The organism is Paenibacillus agaridevorans (genome assembly GCF_018604145.1).
GTDB classification, from domain to species: Bacteria; Bacillota; Bacilli; order Paenibacillales; family Paenibacillaceae; genus Pristimantibacillus; species Pristimantibacillus agaridevorans.
Genome location: NZ_CP075889.1, coordinates 5,878,844 through 5,904,264, shown reverse-complemented (window position 1 = coordinate 5,904,264; position 25,421 = coordinate 5,878,844). Strand labels below are relative to the sequence as shown.

Below are 25,421 nucleotides of genomic sequence, written 5' to 3'. Positions count from 1 at the left end.
CAATTAAACAAAACATAGGATAATGAAAACATGCTAAAACATACATCATGGACATTACCGCTTGCTTCTGTACAATGGTTGTTTTTTATTTTTGCCAATACGGTCGTCGTTCCTCTATCTGTGGGTTCAGCCTTCGATCTGCCGACACATGATATAGCCGGAATTTTGCGAAGCTCTTTGATCTTTACGGGAATTGCTTGCATGCTGCAGGGGTTTATCGGCCACCGATATCCGCTTCTGGAAGGACATTCCGGAGTCATGTGGGGGTTAACGTTAACTTTAAGCGCATCCGCCTCTTCCATGGGCATGAGCTTGACATCGATTGGCGGAGGCATTGCCACCGGGATGTTGCTTGCCGGATTCGTTGTTGCGACGTTAGGGGCATTAAATCTCCTTGGCTTTATTCAAAAAATCTTTACGCCGATGGTCATGAATGTTTTTTTATTTTTATTAACGTTTCAATTGATTTTAATCTTTTTCAAGGGCATGCTGAAGACCTCGGCAGATGGGGTATTGGACATGCCCGTAAGTTTGTTTTCCATAGGCATTGCCATATTCGTCATTTTGCTCAAAATAAAAGGGAAACCGGCGATCGGGAACTTTTCCATCCTTATTGGAATGGTCGTAGGCTGGATTTTGTATGTGCTTGTTTTTCCATCAGGACAGGCCGTTAACGTTGAGTCTTCACTAAGCTTCCCGATATTCCCGTTTGGAAAGCCAAATTTAAATGTCAGCATTATCGCTGTTTCATTTCTGGCCAGCTTCGTGAATTTAAGCAATACGATTGCATCCGTCCGAGCCGTTTCTAATTTATTGCAGCAAAAAGCAACGGAAAGCCAATTGAGACGTTCGTATGTGCTAACAGGCCTGTTTTCTATTCCGGCGTCCGTTCTGGGACTGGTTTCATATGCTACATTTGCCTCTAGCATCGGTTTTTTGGAAAGTACAAGAAACTTCGATCGCAAGCCCTTTCTTATTGGCGGAGGGTTGATGTCGTTGCTGGGAGTCATCCCTTTTCTCGGGGGGATTCTGGCAACCTTGCCCATAACGGTGGGGAATGCGGTATTGTTTGCCGCGTATTTGCAATTATTGGGGACATCCTTAAAAGGCATTAAAGGTTATGATTTCAATTCCGTTACGATTCATCGTTTGGCGCTCCCTCTTCTGGTAGGGGTCTGCATTATGAATGTTGACGCGACTTTGTTTAGCGGAATGCCCGCTCTCTTGCAGCCTTTGCTTACGAATGGATTTATTATGGGCGTTTTATTATCGATATTGCTTGAAAAGCTCATCAATTGGGATAAAGTCGGCCCATAATTACTCACTGTCTATCGGACAAATAGCGTCGCTGGTGTCTGTTAGAATTTTTAACCTTTGTATCCGTTCTAAATCTTACCCTGCCGATTCCTGTATTCGACAGGTTTTAAGCCGGTAGTTCTCTCGAATATTTTACTGAAATATTTGGTGTCTTTGTATCCAATCTGATTGCTGATTTCGTACACTTTAAGGTCTGTATCCTTTAACAGGTGTTGAGCTTTGTTTATTCGAACGGAGGTCAAATAATTGAGAAAGGTAGTATTCGTTTTTTTCATGAACAGCTGGCTTAAGTAACTGGGATTAATGAAAAAACGATCAGCTAAAGTTACAAGCGAAAGATTCTCTGCATAATGTTCATTTATATAATTTTTAATGTCCTGGATCATTCCCTTTTGCCGGTGTCCATCTGGCTCAGCGGCATCAAGATGTGTGTGCTCTGGATTAAATTTGCCATATTGAGCTTGCAAGCTTGCAATTTGATCATTTTTAAGGCGTTCGTCTTCAATTTCAGCAATGGCTTGTCTAATGCTCCTCTCTAATTCATGTTCATCCACTGGTTTAAGCACGTAATTTAAAACGCCGAATTGAATTCCTTTTTGGGCATATTGAAAATCGGAATATCCGCTTAGAATAATGAATTTAATCGGATGTTTATTTTGCTTAAGCGCGGCAATCATCTCCAGACCGTTCATGTAAGGCATATTGATATCCGTAATGATGATATCGGGCTTCGTTTCCTCGGCCAACTTCAAGCCTGCTTCCCCATTGTATGCGGTACCTGCTACGATACAACGAAGTTGCTCCCAAGGAATGATGTGTTGCAAGCCGCGCGTGATTCTATTTTCGTCATCAACCAATAGTACCTTGTACATAGTCAGGGCTCCTTTTACATTCGGATCGGGTTGACAGGAAAGGAGATCATTATATTTGTGCCTATGCCTGGAGATGAATCGATATGAAAGGCCAATGCTTCGCCGTAATGCAATTGCAGACGTTCGACAACGTTTTTTAAGCCTAAAGAATGGGTAGATTCCTCTTCGGTGCTTCGATTATGCACACTAGTTCGAATGAACGCCAGTTCCTCCTCCGTCATCCCCTCGCCATCGTCTCTGATGGAGATCGTACAGCTATCAACGCCGATACTCCCATTAATATAAATATGATAATGACGGTCATGCCTCAGAAATCCATGAATAATACTGTTTTCAATCAAAGGCTGAAAGATAATTCTAGGAATCTGTATATCGAGCAGTTGTTCATCAAGCTCTACATGCAGATGAAAACGGTTGTCGAATCGAATGTTTTGCAGGGCAATATAGGTATCTATATATTCCATTTCATGGCGAATTTGATTTTTGCGGTTCGATTTGTTTAGAGCAATCTGGAAAAGCTTGCCGAGTGTCTGAATCATCTTGGCTACGGTAGGGGCCTTGTTCAACTGCGCCTCCATTCGAATGGACTCTAACGTGTTGTTAAGCCAATGCGGATTGATCTGATTTTGCAGAGCGAGGAAACGGGCCTCGTTATGTTTGATTTTGGATGCCAACACATCTTCAATGAGATGTTTGATCTGCACAATCATTTGATTATAGTGCTTCGTTAATGTACCGAGCTCGTCCGAATGCTGGGACCCCAGTATCGGACGATAATAGCCCTGCTCGACATGTTTCATACTATAGATGAGTCTTTGAATCGGCTTTGTAATTTGATAGCTGATCCAGATCGAAGCGGGAATGGTAATAACCAATACTAATAATGTAATCAAAATGGATAGGCGCTTATAATGTTCCAGTTGTTTATATAAATTTTTAACGGGGACAAATACGGCAACATTAATGCCTGTTGCCGAGGAACGATCCGTAATGCTTAGTATCGAGTTATCCAGCTCAGCGGGCCGCTTGATAATGGACTGATCTGATGCGCCGTATTCGGGGCTTATATCGAACAGAAGCTCGTCATATTTATTGTAAACCAAAATTTGGGATTGATATTGATCGCGGATATCGAATAAACGGTTATCCATCGTAATCAGACTGGCGGAGGAGAGTTCAAACAGGATAACGCCAGCCATCTTTCCTTGTTGATCCTTGATTAGCCGCCCTGCAGTAAACACATCGAACTCCTTCTCCTTAAGCGTTGTCTTGCCATAATAGGGCGTGATAACGAGCTCGCCATTTGCCTTCAGAATCTCCTGAAACCATTTTTGCTCCAACAACAATTTATAATCTGTAGGCGCATTAATATTGCCAGTCGAGTATGGTTTGCCCTCTTTACTTATGATTTGAACCGATTCCACGTAGGGAAGCTGGTCATAAAATCTGAGGAGCTGACGGGAAATCAACAGATTATTTTCAATACGCTCTCCAGTAGAATAAACGGACTCTCCTTGCAAATAGGCGATCATTTTGTAATCGCTGAATATGCTTCTCGAGGTGTAATCGATTTGAAGAATATAGTTGTTTAAGGTTGTATTCAGTTGTGAAACATACAACTGAATGAAATCCGTAGTAGAGGTTTGAATGGTCTTTTTCCCTTGCGAATATAAGGTTTGAGTAATAATCAGAATTGGAATGATACACAAGACGAGAAAGTATAAGAGTAACTTCTTGAAGAAGCTGATAGATTGAAATTTCTCCCAAACATATAGCATCATGCATACTCTCTCCATTCGGACTGAAGCGTAGCATCAGTATAGAAGATTTAGTAGGGAGTGACAAGGCTGTACGGGCTGTTTGAAAGCGCTATCTAAAGGATGACGTACTAAATCATAAAGAATGTCGTATTTCTATTGCGAATGTCGGAAGCTACAATTGAAATCAATCAATTAATGGTGTACACCGTTGAGAAGTCTGAGTTGGAAATGAGTGAGAAACGATGCAAATGGCAAACAGATTGCACGAAACTAAGAAAGCGATTTCAAGTGAAAGGATAAAGAAAGGAGGGGGCACGAGAAATATTCGAAAATATTGGCCGCTTTATGTGATGGTTCTGCCGGGCGTCGTGTTCTTAATTATGTTTCGGTACATTCCGCTCGCCGGTATTGTCATCGCCTTCCAGGATTATATGATTTTTAAAGGAATTATGGATAGTCCGTTTGTCGGATTCAAGCATTTCCAGGCTCTCTTTGATTACCCTCAGTTCTGGAGAGTGTTGAAGAACACAGCCATTATAGGCTTATATAACATCGTGTTCGTCTTTCCCGTTCCGGTCGTTCTGGCGCTGATGTTTAATGAAATTCGAAATATCATATTCAAAAGATCGCTGCAAACGATTTATTATATCCCTCATTTTTTCTCTTGGGTCATTATTGCAGGGCTCACGTTTGATTTTCTGTCTTCATCGGGAGTTGTCAATTCCGTTCGTGGATGGTTCGGCCTGGATACAATCCTGTTCATGCAAGATGAATCATACTTTCGGATAATTACGGTGTTAACCAGTATATGGAGAGACGCCGGCTGGGGAACCATCGTATTGCTTGCCGCCATAAGCAGCATCAACCCCGAAATGTATGAGGCTGCCATGGTGGACGGAGCGAATCGAATCAGACAAATGTTAAATATCACATTACCGTTAATTATGCCAACCGTAGTCATTCTTTTTCTATTAAATATTGGGAATTTCCTGGATTTGAGTTTTGAACAAATTTATAACTTGCTGACACCAATGACCTTTCCGGTCGGAGATGTTATTGATACTTATGTGTATCGGGTTGGAATTGTTCAGGGACAATACAGCTCTACGACTGCGATTGGCGTCTTCCAATCGGTAATCGGACTCGTTCTGGTTGTCATATTCAATCGATTGGCCAAAAGATATCAAGAAGATGGAGGGCTGTGGTAATGATCTCGTCGCGAGAATCCAGAGGTGATTTGATATTTCGATATACGAACGCTACCATTCTGGGATTGTTATCTATCGTCATGCTCATACCGTTTATGAAAGTTTTGGCCACGAGTTTCAGCGGACCTCATGCAGTAGGGGCAGGGCAAGTATATCTTTGGCCGGTGCAATTCACGTGGGCTTCCTGGAAGTACATTCTCGGTCTGGAGCCGCTATGGAGTTCGTTCTTCATTACCGTATTGGCGACGGTTACAGGAACGTTCCTTAGTCTGCTAATTACCGCCTTATTCGCCTATCCGCTCTCAAAGAATGAGTTCAAATTAACAAAAATCTTAATGTTTATGATTGTCATTACGATGATCTTCCGCTATCCGATCATTCCGTACTTCCTGTCGCTTCGTTCGTATGGCTTATACAACTCGATATGGGTATTAATTATTCCCTATACAGTTACGGCTTTTAATTTGATCATTATGCGAACCTTCTTCAAGGGGCTCCCGAAAGAGCTGGAAGAAGCTGCGCAGATGGAAGGTTGCGGATATTTCCGGCTTCTATTCCGAATCGTTCTGCCGTCCTCGAAAGCTGTAATCGCTACCTTAGGTATTTTCTATGCGGTTGGGATATGGAATCAATTTATGATCCCATTATTGTTTATCGAGGATCAATCCTTGTATCCACTTCAGCTGAAACTAAGAGAATATATCGTGAATGTCGATATGGAGGCAGGCGGGTTCGGAAAGATTCTCCCTTACAGCAACGAAACGCTGCGATCTGCAACGATTATTTTTGCAACCATTCCTATTTTGCTCGTGTACCCGTTCCTACAGAAGTATTTCGTGAAAGGCGCCATGTTAGGTTCTGTCAAGTAATTCGAACCGGGTTGTTCAGTTGATTATTAACTGTTTACCATAATCGAGATTTAGGGGAGGAGTTTACGTTTTATGCAAGATGAAAAGAGAAACAAAATCAACCGTATGGCGATGTTCATGATGGTACTGGTTCTATTTATTGCAGGGTGTTCTAACGGGCCGAATGGCAATGAAACAAACAACGCGGCCACACCGGCAGGCACGGCAAACTCTTCGCAAGGGGAGACGCAGAAAGAAACCCCGTACATCGAAGTATGGGGGAACCATGGGAATTTCAAAAATGCGATCGAAAAGGATTCTCCTTATTCGAAGTGGATGGTGGAGAAGACTGGAGTAGGCTATACTTCGCCTTTGGTTCCTTGGGAAGGTGGCGCTTCATACATTCAACGTTTGAATACGCGGATTGCAAGCAATGATCTTCCTGATGTGTTCCTGCCTTGGGGCGGTATTGAAGGTACGTTGATTAATCAAGGCGCTTTGGCGGATCTGACTGAATACTTGCCTGAGTACGCACCTAACATCTGGAGTCAAATTCCAGAGGATATCTGGAACGTTGTGCGCACCTCCGATCCGACGGGTGAAGGGAAAATCTATTATATCCCAAGAGTAGAGCTTTATGAGGGATACGGAGCCTTCATTCGCCAGGACTGGCTGGATCGCGTTGACATGAAAGTGCCTCAAACCAAGGAAGAACTTGAGACTGTATTCCAGGCGTTCCTTGACCAGGACGCCAATGGCAACGGAGATCCCAACGATGAAATTCCAATCTCGGGGAGAGAGTTCGGACGGTGGATGGACGTTCTGTTCGGCATGTACGGAGTAGCCATGTGGGAAGGGTTTCCAATGTGGGACCTTTATGAAGGAGAAATTACTTATTCAGGAGTCAGTTCGAATATGAGGGCGGCCATTGTCAATTTGAGAGAGATGTACGAGAAGGGTTTCCTGGACAATGAAACCTTCTTGAACAAGGCAGCGGACTGGACGGGCAAGATTAATGCCGACCGGGTAGGTTCCTGGTTCCATATTAATAAGAACACCCACGCGAATATAGAAAGTATTTACCAGGTTAATCCGGACGTTCAGTTAACGGCGTTGCCGGTTCCGAAAGTGGAGGGCTACGAAGGCTTTACGACACAAACGCGTATTAACCGCCCGGAATTTGTTATCGCGAATAAAGGGGAAGAAACCATTATTAATGCATTGAAAATATTGGATTGGTTCCACGATCCTGCGAATAGGGAAGATGTCATATTCGGGATTGAAGGAATTGATCATAAGGTGGAAAACGGACAAAAAATCATTCTTCCACAAGACTTCGAGAAAAATTCGGCAAAGGTTATCAATAATTTCATCTTTCGTCTGGAAGACCTGCTCTATCAGCTTGAGCTTGAGCGGGGGGCTGTCGATGAACAGCGCGCGAGCCTGTTCCAGCAGAGAGAGCAAATTCTGATCGACAACCAGCCATATGCCAAGATAATAGCGGGTGAAGGCGTGCCGTCCAGTGTATACGAAGGATACGCCGATATTCAGAACCATACGTTATATCAGGAAGTCATGACCAAAATTATTATTGGCGATGAACCTATCGAAAGATTCGACAAGTTTGTGGAAGAATGGCATCAAAGCGGCGGACAAGTCGTGACAGATCGTGTACGTCAATGGTACGCAAAAGTTAAATAAGGTTGGAAAAGGGGAACTCCGCAACAATGGAACCTTTCAAACACGCGGTATGGATCTGGAATGAAGGCGGCCCGGATGAGGTCAATCAGTATGTTGAATTTCGTCATGAGTTTGTGCTTGACCAAGCAATGACAGATGCCGGATTCTACATTTCCGTCGATTCGGATTACGTCCTTTGGATCAATGGGACGTTCGCAGATGCCGGGCAATACGACGATTATCCGGACCATAAGGCCTATGATTGTTTGGCGATCGGCCATTTGCTGCGGCGTGGGAATAACGTCATATCGATACTCGCCCACTATCAGGGAGAAGACAGCTTTCAATATATAAAGGGAAATCCAGGGTTAATCTACGCGCTGGAAACAGAGGGTGCGACGGTTGTCAGCGGGAAGGACACGTATTATCGAGTGTCTCCGACGTATGTGAGCGGGCCGGTTCCCAAGATTACGAATCAGTTGGGATTTACGTTTGAATATGATGCAGCCAAGCACTCCTTATGGCGGGACGTTGAATATGAGCGGGAAGCGGATTGGAAGCGATATGATCCAGAGCATCGGACGACCGAGATGAGTCCCGCGTTATACCCCAGACCCATCCGCAAGCTTGAGCTAAACAATCGATGCACCGCGCATATCGTGTCCCAAGGCTTGTATGTGCGTCAAGAGGTTCAAGGCGCAACGGTTGCTGAGCTGATGCAACAAGATTATTTGTCCTATCGATTGCCGGAGGTCATTGTTGGACAGAAGGAGCCGTCTCCGCTGCCGCGGCCCGAAGGTTGCGCCATAAGCCCTGAATTATTCCGTGCGGATGGCGGACTGTACCTGCTGCTGGATCTGGGGAGGGAAGAGTGCGGTTATCTGGAGCTGGAGTTGGAGGCGGAGGTTGGGACAACGATTGATATCGCATATGGCGAACATCTGGACGATCTTCGGGTCCGATCCCATGCGCGCGGCAAAAACTTTGCTGTCCGATATCGGTGTGGGGATGGCCGGCAAATGTTCACCTACTATTTTAAGAGAATGGCTGGCCGGTATTTGCAGCTTCATATCAGCGGCGTGAAGGAGAAGCTGGTGCTCTATTACGCCGGATTGAGGCCGGCTGAATATCCGGTTGAAGCGAAAGGGAAATTCGATTGTCCGGACAGCCTGCACCGGCAGATCGAGAAGATTGCCGTCCGCACTCTCCATCTATGCATGCACGAGCATTACGAGGATACGCCTTGGCGCGAGCAAGCGTTGTATGCGATGGACTCCCGGAATCAAGCTTTATGCGGGTATTACAGCTTCGGCGAATACGAGTTCCCGGCTGCTTCCTTCCGGCTATTGGCAGAAGGGTTGAAGGAGGATGGTTTCCTGACGTTAACGGCCCCCTCGGTCGTGCCGATTGCCATTCCGTCGTTCAGCTTTCTCTGGGTCGTTGCATTGGAGGAGCATCTGTTATACAGCGGAAATACGGATCAGGCAAAGCAAATGCTGGGCTATGTTCATCAAATGCTGAAGCTGCATATCTATCGCATGCGGGAGCAATTGCTTGTTACGCCGGAGGATCCTGCGTACTGGAACTTCTATGATTGGGCCCCGGGCATGCACAATTGGAAGCAGTCCGCTGTCGACAGCAAAGGGAATATTCGGTGCGACGCACCTCTTAATTTATTTTTTGCAATGGCGTTGGATGCGGCAGGGATCATGGAGAGGCACTGTGGAAGCGCAGAGCGGTCGCAGTATTATCTGCATATCGCCAAGCAGGTGAAGAAAGCGTTCCACGAACGGTTCTGGGATGCCGAGAGGCTTGCATATCGTACCTATCTGGGCGGAGACAGCGAGGATCATTATGCGGAATTGACGCAAGCCTTGGCATTATGCGCCGGGGCTTGCCCCGAAGGGACGGCAGAGCGGTTGAGGGCAAAGCTGGCGGCTCCCGACAACGGGTTCATACCGGTTACGCTCAGCTATTCTTACTTTAAGTACAAGGCTTTGCTGGATGAGCCGGACCAATACGGGACTGTTGTGTTTGGCAGCATTGCTGAGGATTGGGGCGGCATGCTGTATCGAGGCGCAACTAGTTTCTGGGAAACGAAAGGCGGCGCAGCCGATTTCGGATTGGCGGGCAGCTTGTGTCATGGTTGGTCGGCCATCCCGATTTACTTCTATTATGCGTATATACTGGGGATTCGACCGCTGGAACCGGGTTTTAAGCGGTTTAGAGTAGAGCCAATTCAGGGGATATTCCATCAAGCCTCCGGCACCATACCAACACCCTATGGGGACATCCATGTGAAGTGGTCGCAGTCATCCGAAGGTTTAATGTGCAATGTGATTCACCCGCAAGAAACATACTATTCTTAAGTGGGAGTGATTCATTGTGACTGGCACTACGGTGAAGAGAAAAACGATTGTCGGCAGCTTCCGGGATATCTCGATCCTTACGGGATTGTTGGTAGTGCTCGTTATAGGGAATCTGATCGGAGCATCTCGCGCACAGGCGCAAAATATCGGAGACAATGTAATGAGCAATGGGGGGTTCGAGCAGCTTGGCTTGGGTAATCCCCTTAATTGGGATGCGATGGCCGGCTGGGGAAATCCGGAGATAACATTGTCCACCAGCGAGGTCTATGCCGGATTGAACAGCGTGGCCATTCAAACACAGCAGAATACGAAACCTTGGATTGTTCAAACGATCCCCTACGAAGCCGGTGCGACGTATGAAATTTCGGCTTGGCTGAAAGGGGTCTCGGTGCAAGGGGCAGGGGTAGGCTTCAAGCTGGAATATTACAAGGGTAATGAGATTATTAGCGAAAATCATCTGCTCGAATACGATACGATCCACTCGATACTGAGCGATTCCGTTACCGGCGATTGGCAGCGGATCAGCATTCAGGACGTGGCGCCGCTGGAGGCGGGGCTCGTCAAAGTCTATTTGCGGCTATACGGCACCGGCACCGTCTACTTTGACAACGCGGCCTTCGAACTGCTGAAGCACAGACCGATGATCGAGCTGGCGACCGATCAATATTTCTACTATTCTCATGTGACGGAAGGTCAGGTCAGGGCATCGTTCTTCTCGGCAGAAGAGCCTTTGGAGGACCTGCATGCGGAAGCCCGCATCTATCGGCAATCGACTGGCGTCACTATCGCTACGTATTCGCAGGCGAGCGCCGGGCAGCCGTTGAATTTCGGCTTCAATCCTTCGCAGATGGCCAAGGACGAGCCCTACCGGGTAGAAGTCAAGCTGCTGGACAGCTTGAATACGGTGCTTGAAACGGCCCAATCGACCATCTACCGTCATGATCCGCCAGAGATGCTGCGCGAGGATGGAACGCTTCTCGTGGATGAAGAGCCGTTCTTTCCGATTGCCGCCTATCATGTGTTTCAGACGGATTATCCCTATGTGGCCGAGGTAGGGGTAAACACCGTTCAGGGCAGAGTGACGAATAATGCCGATGTGCTGGAAGATGTGCTCGATGACGCCGATCTTAACGGCTTGAAGGTCATGGTCCCGTTATATTACAACATGCAGGTCGGTGAAAACGAGGCCATGACCACCGAGTTTGTAACGAGATTCAAAGACCATCCGGCCGTTCTGGCATGGATGATTATGGATGAGCCCATTTATAATGGCAAAACCTCGGAAGAGCTTATTAATGCCTATCTAACGATAAGATCGATTGACAAAAAACATCCCGTATATATGGTCGAGGCCCCTTATGCGACCTATGATATTACTGCGAAATCAACGGATATATTCGCAACGGATTACTATCCGCTTCCGGATCAACCTATCTCGCTGGTAGGAGAGCATACCGCGTTAGCCAAGCAGATGGCCGGGGAGAATAAACCGGTGTGGACGGTACTGCAAGCGATGTATAATCCGCCGACACGGCCTTATTTACCAACCATTGAGGAAGTTAGAAACATGGCCTATCAGTCCTTTATCAACGGGTCGCAAGGAATCGCTTATTATTCCATTAATGAGGCAGGATGGCAGTTGCGATACTCGCCATTGTGGCTTGGCCTAATGGATTTCAAGGAAGAGCTGGATGTCATAGGCCGTCTTGTCGTCGATGCGGACAGGATTAGTGAGGGGCAGAGCGGGGACGTTCAGTGGTCGATGTGGGAAGATGGCGACGAACGATATGTGATGGTTGTCAATGTCAGCGATGAAACGCAGCAAGCAACCGTTCCGCTTGGCGTGACCGGCTATCATGCGGAGCTGTTGTTCGGAGATTCCCGCCCGTCGATCGATGAATTTGACGATGAATTAATCTTGACGATGGAGCCGGAGCAGGCGCTTCTCTATCGGATCGTTCCTTTCCAGACATCCGTCGATCAAGCGATCGTTGCGGGGAATGCAGCATCCGCGTTATCTTCGCATTCCCATTGGATTGCCAAGATGAGTGCATTGGATTCCCGATTGACCTCGATTGAAGATGAACTGGAAGAAGTGAGTCCAAGCTTGACGGATGCAGCGAAGGACACGCTCAAGGCTTTGCGAATTCTGGGTGATCTGAATGATTGGGTTCATGCATCGGCAGTGAATCCGGAGAAACAGGAAATGCTGAATGCGCTTGACCAAATGAAGAAGCTGCTGGGACCTATAGCCGGCACTTATGCACTCGCCGATCTTGAACTGGGCGAGAATCATATATTCGGTCAAGGTGAGTTGAATGAACTGCAGGTAAGCTTGACGAATCAAGCACCAAGCTCCGCGGAAAATATAAATGTCAACTTGCTGCTGCCGGAAGCTTTTAATGTGGCTCCGATAAGCCAGTCGCTGCAGCAGATCGGCAGCGGATTGTCCGATTCTATGGCATTCAGCTTTCAGATCGCCTCATCGATCGAACGCGGCCGTTACCCGATTCGGTTGGAGATCGAGTTTGAATATAAGGGAGCCCCAGTCACTATAATGAAGTCGATTGCCTATTCGTATACGGACTTGCTGCGAGCAGCGGCGGAACCGGCGGTCATATCCACCAATAAGGGCGGCGCTTATTCGTTTGCATTGGATATGACGAGCAACGCTTCAAGGAATTTACCAATCACGTTGAATAACGGTCCACTACCTTCGGGAATAACGATGCAACTGCCGCAACCTTTTACCTTGCCTGCACAAGAGCAAGCGACAGTCACCGGTTCGGTGTACTTGCCAATGGAGATAACCGAAGGGGTATACGAAACATCCATAGGGATCCAGACAGGTGGGTATACCGTTCAAGAGGTGCCGCTTACGATCGTTGTCGATTACAATTTGCTGCATAATCCGGGCTTTGAGCAAGCGACTGAAGTAGGCTCGTCGCCGGAAGGGTGGATTATGCGTCAGGGAAGCTGGGTCCAGGATGCGGTACACAGCGGACAGTATGCCGTTGCTTTGAATCCCGACCCTAACAGTAATTACAATGTCATTAATTCTTCGGGGTTGATGCCTGTAACGCCGGGAGCCCGGTATAAGCTGAGCGGCTGGGTGAAGAACGATTCCACAACGGGAGAGGTCAGAATCGGCCTCAGGCAGATTAGAGAAAACCAAACGTCTACAATCGGCTATACGTGGAAAACTGTCGATGACGATTCCGACTGGACGTACTATGAGCTGGAGCTTAGAGCTGCTTCCCAGGCAAGTTACGTGCAGGTTTACCTGGAATCGGGCAACGCTGCGAACGGGACCGCATGGTTTGATGATTTCTATGTAGAGGAATTTATAGACCGGGTTCAAGTGGAAGCTGTTCCCGCGTCGATTACAACAAACAAGGGCGGCACCTATTCGTTTGCAATCAGCGTGACGAATACCGATTCGGAGGATAAGCAGATTGCGTTAAGTCCGGGGCTGCTGCCTGCGGGGATGACGCTGCAGTTGCCTGGCGTATTCACTTTGGCCGGCAATGGACAGATGACCGTTACCGGGTCAGTATACCTGCCGGCCGAAGTGCCGGAGGGCCAATACTTGGCGACGATCCTTGTATCGGATGGAAACACCGTACAGACTGTGCCGCTGCAGATTAATGTTAATTATAATATGCTGCACAACCCGGGTTTTGAACAAGGCACAGGTGCAGGCACGGCGCCCGATGGCTGGCTTATGCGTCAGGGAAGCTGGGTCCAGAATACCGTGCATAGTGGACAATATGCGATTGCATTGCTGCCGGACAGTCAAAACGTGTATAACGTCGTTAATTCATTAGGTTTTATTCCCGTTCAGGCAGGAGCGAAATACGTACTTAGCGGCTGGGTGAAAAACGATTCCACAACGGGGGAGGTCAAGTTTGGGTTCAGACAGATCAGGGAGAACCGGACATCCACTCTGACCTACAACTGGCAAGAGGTAAGCTCCGATACCGATTGGACGTATTATGAGCTGGAGATCACGCCTGGAGCGAACGCTCATTATTTGCAAGTGTATTTCCAAGCGAATCAGCTCACGGACGGTACGGCATGGTTTGACGACTGGTATGTGGAAGAAATCATACTGCCTTGAGAGGAGGAGCCGTCATAAGCGGCAAGGATCATGAAACCAAACAAAATTGGAATAGGCATATTAGGCACGGGAAAGCGCGGCGTGTACTTCGGAGGTAAATATTTCGGCAATCATCCCGATTGCGAGCTGGTGGGACTTTGCGATATAAGAATGGAGAATCTGCTGGAGGCGAGGGAACTGCTAGGGGACATACCGATTACGACCTCGCTTGAGGAATTCCTGCAATTTCCCGGGCTGGACGCTGTCATTATTTGCAGTAACGATCATGCGCACACCGAGCATACCCTTGCTTCCATTGCGGCGGGCAAGCATGTTTACTTGGAGAAGCCAATGGCGCAAACGATTGAAGACTGTGATCGGATGATCGAAGCGGCTGCGGGGCTGGGGCGCGTATTCATGATTGGTCTTGAACTGCGCTACTGTTCGTTGATGGAGGACATGAAGCGCATCATCTCTTCCGGTGAAATTGGAGAGATCAAGATCGGCACCGTCACGGACAATGTATCGGTTGGCGGCGATTATTATTACCATGGTCCGCGGAGACGCAAGGAATATGTGAAAAGCCTGATTTTGGAGAAAGGGACGCACTCGCTGGACTTGGCCAATTGGCTGATCAATGCCTCGCCGGTAAGAGTGTATGGCTCCGGGGGGCTCGATGTGTTCGGGGGAACGGCGCCAAAGGAGAAACGCTGCCGGAACTGCGGGGAGGCGGCTGACTGCAATTACTATGTCGACAACCAGCTGGGACTGGAAATGGACTACGGGAATGTTCGAATGAAGGATGATTTATGCGTTTATTCGGAAGAATGCGATACGCATGATAATTCTCTTGTTCTGATCGACTATGATAATGGCGCGCGAATCTCCTATCTGGAATGTCATTTCACCCCCGAGTATACGCGTGAATTTATGTTTATCGGAACCAAGGGGAAGATCACGGGCTTCTATAATAATGAGCAGGATTTCAAAATTACGGTTACGAAGCGGCATAATGGCGGCGAACACATTTATTATCCGGAGCGCAGGGCCGGATCGCATGGCGGGGGAGATACGAAAATCGTCAACTCCTTCGTAGAATTGATCCATCAAGGGTTGCCAGCTATGCCGGGCATTCAAGGAGCGCGGGACAGCGCCGCCATTGCGATTGCAGCTGCGGAATCGGAAGAGACGGGGCTTCCCGTCTTGATCCCATCCAATAAATGGCTAAGCGAACAAACAGTCAGGTAGAAGGAACGCCTATCGCGAATATGGAGGTAAACGGTAGTATGAAACCAAAAGTAGCAGAGACAGCCGGAAAGCTTGGAGTTGCTGCGGCAGAGCAGGCTGCGGCGATTATTAACGATTGTATTGAACGGCGCGGATTGGCGAGAATCGTGTTGTCGACCGGCGCATCGCAATTTACGTTCTTAGAAGCGCTTGCATTGTGCAAAGTCGATTGGAGCAAAGTCGAGATGTTTCACCTCGATGAGTACGTGGGACTGCCGGTGACGCATCCGGCCAGCTTCCGTAAATATTTGCAGGAGCGATTTCTTTCTTATGCCGTCCACGCCAAAGCCTATCTCGTTAACGGAGAGGCGGAGGATGTTGACGCGCATATCGCGGAGCTGACTCGGGAGATTCGCCGTGCGCCGATCGACTTGTCGTTGATCGGAATAGGGGAGAATGCTCATATCGCTTTCAATGATCCGCCTGCCGATTTTGACACGACGGCTGCGTATAAAGTCGTTGAATTGGATGAAGCGTGCAAGAGCCAGCAGGTGCGCGAGGGCTGGTTTGCTTCAATTGACGAGGTGCCAAAGCAGGCTATTACGATGACGGTGCGGCAAATTCTCGACAGTGAAACGATTATTTCCTGCGTACCTTTTCAAGTAAAAGCGAACGCGATCATGCTGGCTCTGAGAGAGGAGATAACCGAGCAGGTACCGGCATCCATTTTGAAAACACATAAGGATTGGCGTCTATTCCTGGATCGGGAATCGGCCTCGGAGCTGAGTGCATGAAAAAGATTGCAATCGTCGGCGCAGGCGGCAGAGCGATGCAAATGTTCGCCGTTCCGCTGACTGCCGAGCTAAAGACGGATGTGGAGCTTGTCGGCGTGTATGATGTCAATCCGGTCCGTGCCCAATTGTTAAGCTCCGCCGCCAACGGCATGGCCGTGTTTGACGATTTCGACCAAATGATTCGGGAGGCCAAGCCGGATGCGGTTATTGTGACGACTCCGGACAGCTTGCATGATTATTACATTATCCGCGCTCTCGAAGCGGGGTGCGATGTCATTTCCGAGAAACCGATGACCACGACGGCGGATAAATGCAGGGCGATATTGGAGGCGGAACGAAGGACGGGCAAGAAGGTAACGGTGACCTTCAATTGCCGCTTTATGCCCTATGTGGTTAGGGTAAAAGAGCTGCTTAAGGAAGGAGCGATCGGCCAAATTCACAGCGTTGCGCTCGAGTGGTCGCTGGACAAAAGTCATGGAGCGGACTACTTTCGGCGTTGGCATCGGCAAATGGACAACAGCGGCGGATTATTGATTCATAAATCGACGCATCATTTTGATATGATCAACTGGTGGCTGGAGGATGAGCCGGAGAGCGTGTTCGCCAATGCCGATCTGCTGTTCTATGGACCGACGAGAGCCGAGCGCGGGGAGAGATGTTGGACATGCCGCCATCAATCGACTTGCGAATTTCATTATGATATTTCGGAAAGCGACTTTACAAGATCGATGTATCAGCAAGCAGAGCAGGCGGACGGATATTACCGGGACCAGTGCGTATTCGGGGACGATATTGACATTTACGATACGATGTCGGTCAACGTCAAATATGCAAAAGGGACATTGTTGACCTATTCGCTGCAAGCGTATAGCCCTTACGAGGGCTGGAAGGCAACATTCGTCGGTACGAAAGGCCGGCTCGAAGCAGAGGATTATCAAAGCGGCTTCGAAAAGGGAGAGATGAACGAAATTCGCCTTTATAACAGCGAGGGGGAACGTGTGACCTTGCACAGTCGGAAAGCATCGGGCGGCCATGGCGGCGGAGACCCTATTTTGCGCAAAATGATATTTACCGACAATGTGGCGGATCCGCTTGGGCAGCGGGCAGGCTCCAGAGCAGGCGCGATGTCGCTGATTATAGGCGCGGCTGCCAACCTGTCTATTGAAGAGAAACGGTTGGTTGCGATCAGAGAGTTGCTGTTAGAGGACTCCTATGGGGGAATGTCTGCGGCTTTTGAATCAAACTAGGGGGCTCTTCATAAATAGAGGGCGGCAAATTCCTTGTCTCCACTCCAAATAACAGCGGGGCTGTCCCATTAGGTTAATAAATTGACCTAATGGGACAGCCCCGCTCGATTTTAGTTCAAGAGCAACGTCCTTACATGATCCAGCGACTGTTTGATACTGACATATCCGTCGATTGTCATTCGATCCTGCTCTACAACGACCCATTTATAGTTCGAGGCTTGAGCTTTGGCAAGAATGCCGCTCAGATCCAGAATGCCTGTTCCGAGCTCGGTCATTTCTTTGCCTTCCCTGCTTACCATATCCTTTAGATGGACGGTCTTGCAGCGCGAACCGAATTGTTCCATCACTTCAACCGGCTTGCGGCCAGCATGCGTAGTCCAAAACATGTCAATCTCGAAGTTCAACTCATCTTCGGTCGTTGCTTCCTTTAAAGTCTCCAGGATAGGCTTGTCGCCGAAATCGTTAATGAACTCATGATAATGGTTGTGGTATAGCAAATCCATGCCCGCAGCTTTAATCTTGGGAGCTATTTCCTTGACAATACCGATCAAAGTCTGCACATGCTCCTCGGATGTCATCTCATAATAAGGAAGGACAATGTAGGAGGAACCGATCGTCTGGTTGTAAGCAATGACTTCATCGAGATTGTTTAGCAATTCTTCGATTCGTACATGGCTTCCCATGGAAGTAAGCTGCAGACGATCCAATATCGCCTTCATCTCTTCCGCAGGAATATCGTCGTAACCTGCGAACTCTACGCCGTCATAGCCGGCCTCGCGGACTTTTTTTAATTTTGCTGCAAAATCTCCCTTATCGTAATCGCGCAACGTGAACAGTTGTAAGGCTACCTTTAAATGGGTCATAGCTGATTACCCCTCACTTTTATTAGTTGATGAACCGTATATGTTTCAATGAAACTTATCCCATTATAGCGACTACTAGGTTGTTTTAGCGGTCTCATTTACTAACAAGTCATTATTTTGATTATATAGGACATAATTTTGACAGAGATAAAACACTTTAATCTGCTAAACTAATTTCATTCTATAACTAAGAGGGGTGTCTTTTTAATGAAACGTTTACTTTCAAATGTTCTTCTCCTTGTTTTGACTATGAGTTTGATTGCAGCTTGCGGAAACTCGAATAACAACAATAGCACGAACGGAGAACAAGGACAAAATGCAACGAACGGCGCTTCCCAAGAAGGAAATGATTTGCGGGAAAAAGAGCTTGTTAAGCTTAATGTCGTCATGATGTCGAACGACAAGGAAGACAAAGATTTAGTTGTGGAAGAAGTCAACAAAATAACTAGAGAGAAATTAAATATTGAAGTTGAATTAACCTTTATCTCTTACGGCAACTATGTGCAGCAAACGACGATGATGCTGTCATCCGGCAAAGGTGTTGACCTGCTGCCGATCTACATGACGCCGCTGGCAACGATGGCGAACAACGGACAAATCGTCCCGCTGACCAAGCTGATCGACAAGTACGGTCAAGAGATGGTGAAAGCGATTGGCGAGGAGTATGTTGAAGCGGGCCGCATCGGCGAAGACATCTACGGCATTACAACGGGTCGTGATTTGGCCAAAGCCTATGGCTTTGAAATGAGAAAAGACTTGGCGGACAAGTACAATATCGATTATGCCAATATCAAGACACTGGATCAATTGGAAGAAGCTTTAATGATCATCCGCGCTAATGAGCCGGACGTCATCCCTGTTATTCCTTCCAACGGCGAGCTCGTACGTAACTGGGGCTGGGATACGCTAGGCGATGACATGACGAACCTTGGCGTATTGATGGATTACGGCAAGGAATTAAATGTAGTCAATCTGTACGAAACCGAATTTTATAAAGAGTTTATTACCCGTATGCACAAGTGGTACAACAACGGTCTCATCATGAAAGATGCGATCAACAATACGGAAAATGTAGGCACGATGATGAAAGCAGGCAGCGCGTTCGGAGGATTCATGAACTTGAAGCCTGGATTTGATGTACAGGAAACAAGAAACTATGGAACTGAAATTGTTGTGTCGGAAATTATACCAGCATACAAAACAACATCGGATGTGCAAATGGCTACTTGGGCAATCAGCAACGGATCTAAACATCCGGAAGCAGCCATGAAGCTGTTGAACTTGATGTACTCGGATCCAGAATTGTCGAATCTGCTGATCAATGGTATTAAGGACAAGCACTACGTTGCGATTGGCGAGGCATCAAACGGTCAATCGATCATTGATTATCCAGAAGGCATGGATGCTACGACTACAGGCTACAGACCGAGCGGCGGCTGGTTGTGGCCGAACCAAACGATTGGTCATGTATGGGCAGGCAATGCGGCTAACTATTGGGAAGAACAAACGAATTTCAACAACACAGCCACTGTATCCGCAGCATATGGCTTTACATTCGACTCAAGCAAAGTACGTAATCAAATGACGGCAAGCTCTAATGTTGTGGCGAAATACCACGATGCATTAATGACAGGCATGCTAGACCCTGAGAAAGCATTGCCAGTGTTCTTGAAGGAATTAGAATCTGCGGGGATCAAGGATATTGTTGCAGAGAAGCAAGCTCAACTGGATAAGTGGGCTGCGGCTCAGAACAAGTAATTCGGTCGTCTTGCGGTAATGGGGAAGGTGAACATCAATGAACGCTGCGCTTGGGACGAACAAACGGAAGCACAAATATAAACGGTTTATACCCCTGTATTTAATGATGGTTCCGGGTCTGCTTTACTTGCTGATCAACAACTACGTGCCTATGGCCGGAATCATCATTGCATTCAAGCACATCAACTGGAACTTGGGCATTCTGGGCAGTCCGTTTGCAGGACTAAGCAATTTCGAATACCTGTTTAAAACGAAAGAAGCCTGGGTGATTACTCGCAATACGCTTGGTTATAATGTACTGTTTATTGTTTTGGGGACGGTCATTTCCATTGGAGTTGCCATCCTGCTGAATGAAATTCGGTCGAAGTTTTGGAAAAAGAGTTACCAGACGGTCATTCTGCTGCCGTATTTGATCTCTATGGTTATTGTCAGCTACTTGGTGTTCGCTATGCTCAGTTCAGAATCCGGATTTGTGAACAACAGCATTTTGGAGCCATTAGGTTTGGACGGTTTGACCTGGTACACCGAACCTAAATATTGGCCTTTTATTTTGACTATTGTGCATATCTGGAAAGTGTTTGGTTATAGCTGTATTATCTACTATGCAACGTTGGTTGGTATTGACAGGGGCTACTATGAAGCGGCGGTTATTGACGGAGCGAACCGGTGGCAACAGATTGTGAACATTACGTTGCCCGCGCTTAAGCCGACAGTCATTACGCTCGTCCTGTTGCAGGTCGGTACCATTTTCTACTCCGACTTCGGTTTGTTCTATCAAGTGCCAATGGATTCGGGCCCGCTATATGATGTAACGAATACCATTGACACGTATGTATACCGCGGTCTGATTAAGCTCAACGATGTGGGAATGTCCTCTGCGGCAGGCGTATATCAGTCCCTCGTAGGTTTTACGCTTGTTTATATTGCGAACCGGCTCGTAACCAGGTTTAGCAAAGAGAATGCTCTATTCTAAGTAAAGGAGAATCGACATGGTTGAGAATGGAAAAGGTTTTCAGGTTTTTGCAAACATCATTATGCTAGCATTGACCATCTTTTGTTTATTTCCGTTTGTACTGCTTGTTGTTTCCTCATTTACAGATGAGAGCACGCTCATTCGCAACGGATATTCTTTATTCCCGGCTAAACTAGGCTTGGATAGTTATGCCTATATGTTTAAGAAGATAGAAACCATTGCGCGAGCTTACCTCGTAACGATCGTCGTCACGGTATCAGGTACGCTGATTAGCATGATGCTTACGGTGCTGCTCTCCTATCCGTTGTCGAGAAGAGATTTGCCGCATCGCAACACCTTTGCGTTTCTGGTCTTTTTTACCATGCTGTTTAACGGCGGGCTTGTACCTACTTACATTATGTGGACCCGGTATTTGAATATCGATAATACGATTTGGGCGCTCATCGTCCCTGCGTTGCTACTGAATGCCTTTTATGTCATAATGATGCGTACGTATTTTATGACCAGCATCCCGGAAGAGGTTATTGAGGCAGGGCGAATCGACGGCGCGGGAGAGTTGCGGATTTTGGCTCGCGTGGTACTGCCGATGTCGGTGCCAATGGTCGCTACATTATCCCTGTTAATAGGGCTCGGCTATTGGAATGATTGGCGGAACGGTTTTTATTATCTGACGGATTCGAGTCTGTTCAGTATTCAAAACATGCTTAATACGATGCTTCAGGATGTTCAATTCCTTGCCAGCGGCGGAGCCGGCGGGAACGCCGGAGAAATTGCGGCCACCATGCCAAGCGTCGGGATCAAGATGGCAATTGCGGTAGTAGGCGCAGTTCCTATTTTGATTGTATATCCATTTTTTCAGAAATATTTTGTCAAAGGAATTACAGTCGGAGCAGTCAAAGGTTGACGTTAGACGAAAAGGCCGCCGTGGAGAATCTTCCCCATGGTGGCCTCTTGCTATAATTTGAGCAGCTAGGGCGTGTCTGAAAACCCGCTCTGGGGCATCTTTCACCGCCTTTCCGCCCCCTGCTTCGTCACTTTTGCTTGACGTACTCCCGGTACGACTTCACAAAAGTTCCTTGCATGGAACGAAAATTCGGCAAAATCTGCTACCCTCGGAGTATTCAGACACGCCCTAGGAGATCATTTCATGAAAAAAAGGGTCAGTGCATCATTCCAAATGAATGTGTTGCGCAACTTATTGTTGATTACGCTTCCATTGATTGGCTTACTGTCGGTCTATAATTTCTACTCTTACTACACGTTTAACGCCAAATTCGTAGAATCCAATCAACAGTCGCTCGCGTTATACGCGCGGAATATGCAGATTGATCTGAATGCGCTGGACACGCTATTGACTCATGTGACGATGATGGATCATACCTTTCGCTTGTTTAGTCATCCTACCGATAAAATTCAAGCCCATGTGGCGGCGCATGAATTGATGATTCAGTTTAAATCGGCGCTCAGTACCTACAAGATGGCAGACGCATTTTTTGCATACAGCGATGTCAGTCAAACCTATCGCGATATTTTTGCATCCGATTATCCTTATTCCTTAAAAGAAGCGATCCGGGAGCAGATGCATGCGTTGACCCAAACCAGCGATAACTTTTATTATAAAGGCTGGTTAGCCTATGAAGTTCAAGGTAAAAACTATTTGTTCCGACTGCTCGGCAAGGAAGGAACTTATGCAGCCGTCATGGTGGATCTTGGGCGCATCTATTCAACGGATCTGGTGCATGACGGTATCGAGGTCATTCACGCGACAATGGATCGGGTTGCCCTGACAAATCGGAAGTTTGTGGAAGAAGAAGATCCCTGGAACAATGACAATTATGTGATCGTCAGCGCCCCGATCGAGAACAGTGAAATTCAATTGATGTTTGCCGTTCCCAAACCTAATGCATTTAAGGGCGGGTTCGCCATTCTATTCTCCTTGTCGCTGGTTGTGGTTGTACTCGTCTTTATTCGCCTTGTCATGTTGAACCGCTCCTTGTTGCTGCCGTGGCTGCGGCTGGTTAATAGTATTGGAAAGGGGTCTGCTCCCGAGCGGCGCGAGGAATATCGGATTGAAGAATTCAAGCAGGTAGATGCTGCCTTTACGCATATGTCGAATGAAATTCAGCAATTAAAAATTTCGGCTTATGAGGAGGAAATAAGGCGGCAGAAGGCAGAAATGCAGCATTTGCAGCTTCAGATCCGCCCTCATTTCTATCTCAACTGCTTAAAAAGCTTGTACGGCATGGCGCAGCAGCAAAGCTTTGGGCGGATGCAGCAAATGATTCTAGCCATATCCAATCACTTGCGCTACAACTTTAAAGATAATTTGCAGCTGGTATCTCTTGCTCAAGAGAAGGAGCATGTACAAAACTATATCCGTATTCAGCATATCGCTCATCACATTCCGCCTGTGTGCGAATGGCAGGTCGATACGGCTCTGATGGATTTTTCCTTGCCCCCGCTGTCTATTCAAACTTTCGTAGAGAATAGCGTGAAATACGCAACGAGGCCGGAAGAGCAACTGCATATTCATGTGAAAGCCGTTTTACTGGAAACTGATGAAGGCAGCTATGTAGACATTACGATTCAAGACAACGGCGATGGATTTGAACCTTCGATTCTGGAAGAGCTGAATGAAGGTGATTCCACGGTCTATACCGATGTTCATGTTGGAATAAGTAATCTGCGTCATCGTATATCTTTGCTGTATGGTGACAAGGCATGGCTGGTTTTCTTTAATACGGAAAACGGAGCAGCAGCCGAAATGATTTTGCCGCTTAGGTCCAGACTGCAACGGGAGGATGGGACAGAATGAATGTACTAGTCGTGGATGACCAATATGATGTTGTGCAAGGCGTCTTGACAGGCGTGGATTGGCGGAAGCTTGGCATTACTCATGTCTATCAAGCCTATAGCGCGGATGAAGCGAGGAGGCTGCTCCATGAAAAGGAGATACAAGTACTGCTCTGCGACATCGAGATGCCCAGGGAGAATGGGTTGGAATTGTTCAAGCGGGTGAAAGAAGATTATCCGGACTTGCAGTGTATTTTTCTTTCTGCCCATTCTGAATTCGAGTACGCAAAAGAAGCCATTCAGCTTGGCAGCTTTGACTACATTGTTCAGCCGGCCAGCTACGAAGACGTGCAAGCGTCGATCGAACGCGCAATCCTGCAAATTGAGGCGAACTCGGAGCGGCGGGAGCTTTATGAATATGGGGCCTATTGGCGGGAAAATGAACCATTTTTACTGGAGAATTATCTTCGCAGCTTTCTGCTTAACTCAGGCCACTCCTATCAGCAGCTCCAGCGCGACTTGAACAATCTGAACATACGCCTTACTACCCAAACCTCTTTTCGGTCGGTGCTCATTCAATATGCAAAACCGGGCGAGCAGGCAGGCAAAGACGAGTTGAAGCGCGAAGTGGTTCAGCTGATGGAGCCGTATAACTTAAAAGTACTGTTCGCTCAGTTGGATGATGCGAATTACATGGCCATTTTATATACGGAAGGTTCGTTCGACGCTCCTGTTGAAAGCTTGCTTAAACAATTGATCGTGAATGTTCAAAAGAAACATTCCTGCTCGATCATTTGCTATTTCTCGGATATTGGGCTGGCCGACATGCTTAAGCAGCATTATCAGACGCTCTGCCAGATGCGTCAGCACAATGTTGCTTTGTACAGTAAAGTATTTACGAGACAAGATATGAACTACCTTAAGGAAGGCTCATACGGAGTGCCGGATATGCAGGAATGGGCGATGCTCATAGCCAATGGCGGCAGCCGGAAGGTGCGCGGCGAAATCCATAATTACATGGAGCAGCAGAAAGGGAAAGGCATGATTCACGCCGAATTTCTTGCGCGCTTCCATCAGGATTTCATTCAGCTTTTTTTTGCCGTCGCCAAACAGATGAAGCTGGATGCGAGCGAAGTTTTCTTTAATCGCTACCCTTACTCCGAATACATTCAGGCCTACGCGTCGCTTAATAAAATGCTGGATCTAATCAACTTTGTATTGGACTATGTGGAAGGGCATACCACGGATGCGAACCTAATCCCGGATCCAATTGAGCGAGTTATAGCCTACATTGATAAAAATATTGAGAAGAGCTGCAGCCGTGCGGAAATTGCCGAAGCGATTTACATGAATCCAGAGTACTTGTCGCGGTTGTTTAAGAAAGTAAAGGGGATAGCGCTTAATGATTATATTACGATGAAGAAGACGGAAATCGCCAAGTCGCTATTGACGAATACGAACATACCGGTCAATCTCATCGCATCCAAAGTGGGCTACTCCAACTTCTCCTACTTCTCGCAAGTATTTAAAAAATATTGCGGCCTGGCGCCGTTGGAATACCGGCAACGGAAGGAACAAGAGTAACGGATTTATATCCAATCCGTTACTCTCTA

General features: G+C 47.2%; 17 protein-coding genes. 14 read left to right on the top strand and 3 right to left on the bottom strand.

Translation table 11 applies throughout. The features are described 5' to 3' along the window. Nucleotides 1-30: 30 nt before the first annotated feature. Nucleotides 31-1,317 (top strand): uracil/xanthine transporter, encoded by a 1,287-nt coding sequence (locus KJW29_RS23600; protein WP_214626467.1) that lies wholly within the window; start codon nucleotides 31-33, stop codon nucleotides 1,315-1,317. A gap of 68 nt (nucleotides 1,318-1,385) precedes the next feature. Here KJW29_RS23600 and KJW29_RS23595 read toward each other — a convergent pair whose 3' ends face one another. Both KJW29_RS23595 and KJW29_RS23590 read right to left on the bottom strand, forming a co-directional pair. Next, the gene (locus tag KJW29_RS23595) at nucleotides 1,386-2,189 is read right to left on the bottom strand and encodes a response regulator transcription factor (protein ID WP_214626466.1); all 804 of its coding nucleotides are present in this window, start codon (nucleotides 2,187-2,189) and stop codon (nucleotides 1,386-1,388) included. Between the two features lie 14 nt (nucleotides 2,190-2,203). Continuing rightward, nucleotides 2,204-3,970 carry a sensor histidine kinase gene (locus tag KJW29_RS23590; protein WP_214626465.1) on the bottom strand — a complete coding sequence of 589 codons (1,767 nt, stop codon included), beginning with the start codon at nucleotides 3,968-3,970 and terminating at the stop codon, nucleotides 2,204-2,206. A 227-nt stretch (nucleotides 3,971-4,197) separates the two neighbouring features. Here KJW29_RS23590 and KJW29_RS23585 point away from each other — a divergent pair, with 227 nt between their 5' ends. The 8 genes from KJW29_RS23585 to KJW29_RS23550 all read left to right on the top strand — a co-directional run bounded on the left by KJW29_RS23585 (nucleotide 4,198) and on the right by KJW29_RS23550 (nucleotide 17,421). Then, nucleotides 4,198-5,157 (top strand): ABC transporter permease, encoded by a 960-nt coding sequence (locus KJW29_RS23585; RefSeq protein WP_214626464.1) that lies wholly within the window; start codon nucleotides 4,198-4,200, stop codon nucleotides 5,155-5,157. Beyond that, on the top strand, nucleotides 5,157-6,026 hold the full coding sequence (locus KJW29_RS23580; RefSeq protein ID WP_214626463.1) for a carbohydrate ABC transporter permease: 870 nt from the start codon (nucleotides 5,157-5,159) through the stop codon (nucleotides 6,024-6,026). The genes KJW29_RS23585 and KJW29_RS23580 overlap by 1 nt, the downstream gene beginning before the upstream one ends. 72 nt (nucleotides 6,027-6,098) lie before the next feature. After that, on the top strand, nucleotides 6,099-7,706 hold the full coding sequence (locus tag KJW29_RS23575; protein WP_214626462.1) for an extracellular solute-binding protein: 1,608 nt from the start codon (nucleotides 6,099-6,101) through the stop codon (nucleotides 7,704-7,706). Nucleotides 7,707-7,732: 26 nt separating this feature from the next. Beyond that, on the top strand, nucleotides 7,733-10,054 hold the full coding sequence (locus KJW29_RS23570; protein WP_214626461.1) for a family 78 glycoside hydrolase catalytic domain: 2,322 nt from the start codon (nucleotides 7,733-7,735) through the stop codon (nucleotides 10,052-10,054). A gap of 16 nt (nucleotides 10,055-10,070) precedes the next feature. Beyond that, a complete protein-coding gene (locus KJW29_RS23565) occupies nucleotides 10,071-14,174 on the top strand; it encodes a carbohydrate binding domain-containing protein (RefSeq protein ID WP_214626460.1) in 4,104 nt (1,367 codons plus the stop codon). A gap of 30 nt (nucleotides 14,175-14,204) precedes the next feature. Beyond that, entirely contained in the window at nucleotides 14,205-15,401 is a 1,197-nt protein-coding gene (locus tag KJW29_RS23560) for a Gfo/Idh/MocA family protein (protein WP_214626459.1), read from the top strand. A 38-nt stretch (nucleotides 15,402-15,439) separates the two neighbouring features. After that, nucleotides 15,440-16,174, top strand: coding sequence for a 6-phosphogluconolactonase (locus tag KJW29_RS23555; RefSeq protein WP_214626458.1), 735 nt, complete (start codon nucleotides 15,440-15,442; stop codon nucleotides 16,172-16,174). After that, a complete protein-coding gene (locus KJW29_RS23550; protein ID WP_214626457.1) occupies nucleotides 16,171-17,421 on the top strand; it encodes a Gfo/Idh/MocA family protein in 1,251 nt (416 codons plus the stop codon). The genes KJW29_RS23555 and KJW29_RS23550 overlap by 4 nt, the downstream gene beginning before the upstream one ends. Before the next feature lie 110 nt (nucleotides 17,422-17,531). On the opposite strand, the gene KJW29_RS23545 is transcribed toward KJW29_RS23550, so the two are convergent. After that, the gene (locus KJW29_RS23545; RefSeq protein WP_214626456.1) at nucleotides 17,532-18,284 is read right to left on the bottom strand and encodes a sugar phosphate isomerase/epimerase family protein; all 753 of its coding nucleotides are present in this window, start codon (nucleotides 18,282-18,284) and stop codon (nucleotides 17,532-17,534) included. Nucleotides 18,285-18,491: 207 nt separating this feature from the next. On the opposite strand from KJW29_RS23545, the gene KJW29_RS23540 reads away from it, so the two are divergent. The 5 genes from KJW29_RS23540 (at nucleotide 18,492) to KJW29_RS23520 (ending at nucleotide 25,392) form a co-directional block, all read left to right on the top strand. Beyond that, nucleotides 18,492-20,042 carry an ABC transporter substrate-binding protein gene (locus KJW29_RS23540; protein WP_214626455.1) on the top strand — a complete coding sequence of 517 codons (1,551 nt, stop codon included), beginning with the start codon at nucleotides 18,492-18,494 and terminating at the stop codon, nucleotides 20,040-20,042. A 37-nt stretch (nucleotides 20,043-20,079) separates the two neighbouring features. After that, on the top strand, nucleotides 20,080-21,015 hold the full coding sequence (locus KJW29_RS23535; RefSeq protein WP_246608350.1) for an ABC transporter permease: 936 nt from the start codon (nucleotides 20,080-20,082) through the stop codon (nucleotides 21,013-21,015). 16 nt (nucleotides 21,016-21,031) lie between these two features. Then, nucleotides 21,032-21,919 carry a carbohydrate ABC transporter permease gene (locus KJW29_RS23530; protein WP_214626454.1) on the top strand — a complete coding sequence of 296 codons (888 nt, stop codon included), beginning with the start codon at nucleotides 21,032-21,034 and terminating at the stop codon, nucleotides 21,917-21,919. A gap of 243 nt (nucleotides 21,920-22,162) precedes the next feature. Beyond that, nucleotides 22,163-23,830 carry a sensor histidine kinase gene (locus KJW29_RS23525; RefSeq protein ID WP_214626453.1) on the top strand — a complete coding sequence of 556 codons (1,668 nt, stop codon included), beginning with the start codon at nucleotides 22,163-22,165 and terminating at the stop codon, nucleotides 23,828-23,830. Beyond that, the gene (locus KJW29_RS23520; RefSeq protein WP_214626452.1) at nucleotides 23,827-25,392 is read left to right on the top strand and encodes a response regulator transcription factor; all 1,566 of its coding nucleotides are present in this window, start codon (nucleotides 23,827-23,829) and stop codon (nucleotides 25,390-25,392) included. The genes KJW29_RS23525 and KJW29_RS23520 overlap by 4 nt, the downstream gene beginning before the upstream one ends. The last annotated feature ends 29 nt before the right edge of the window (nucleotides 25,393-25,421 follow it).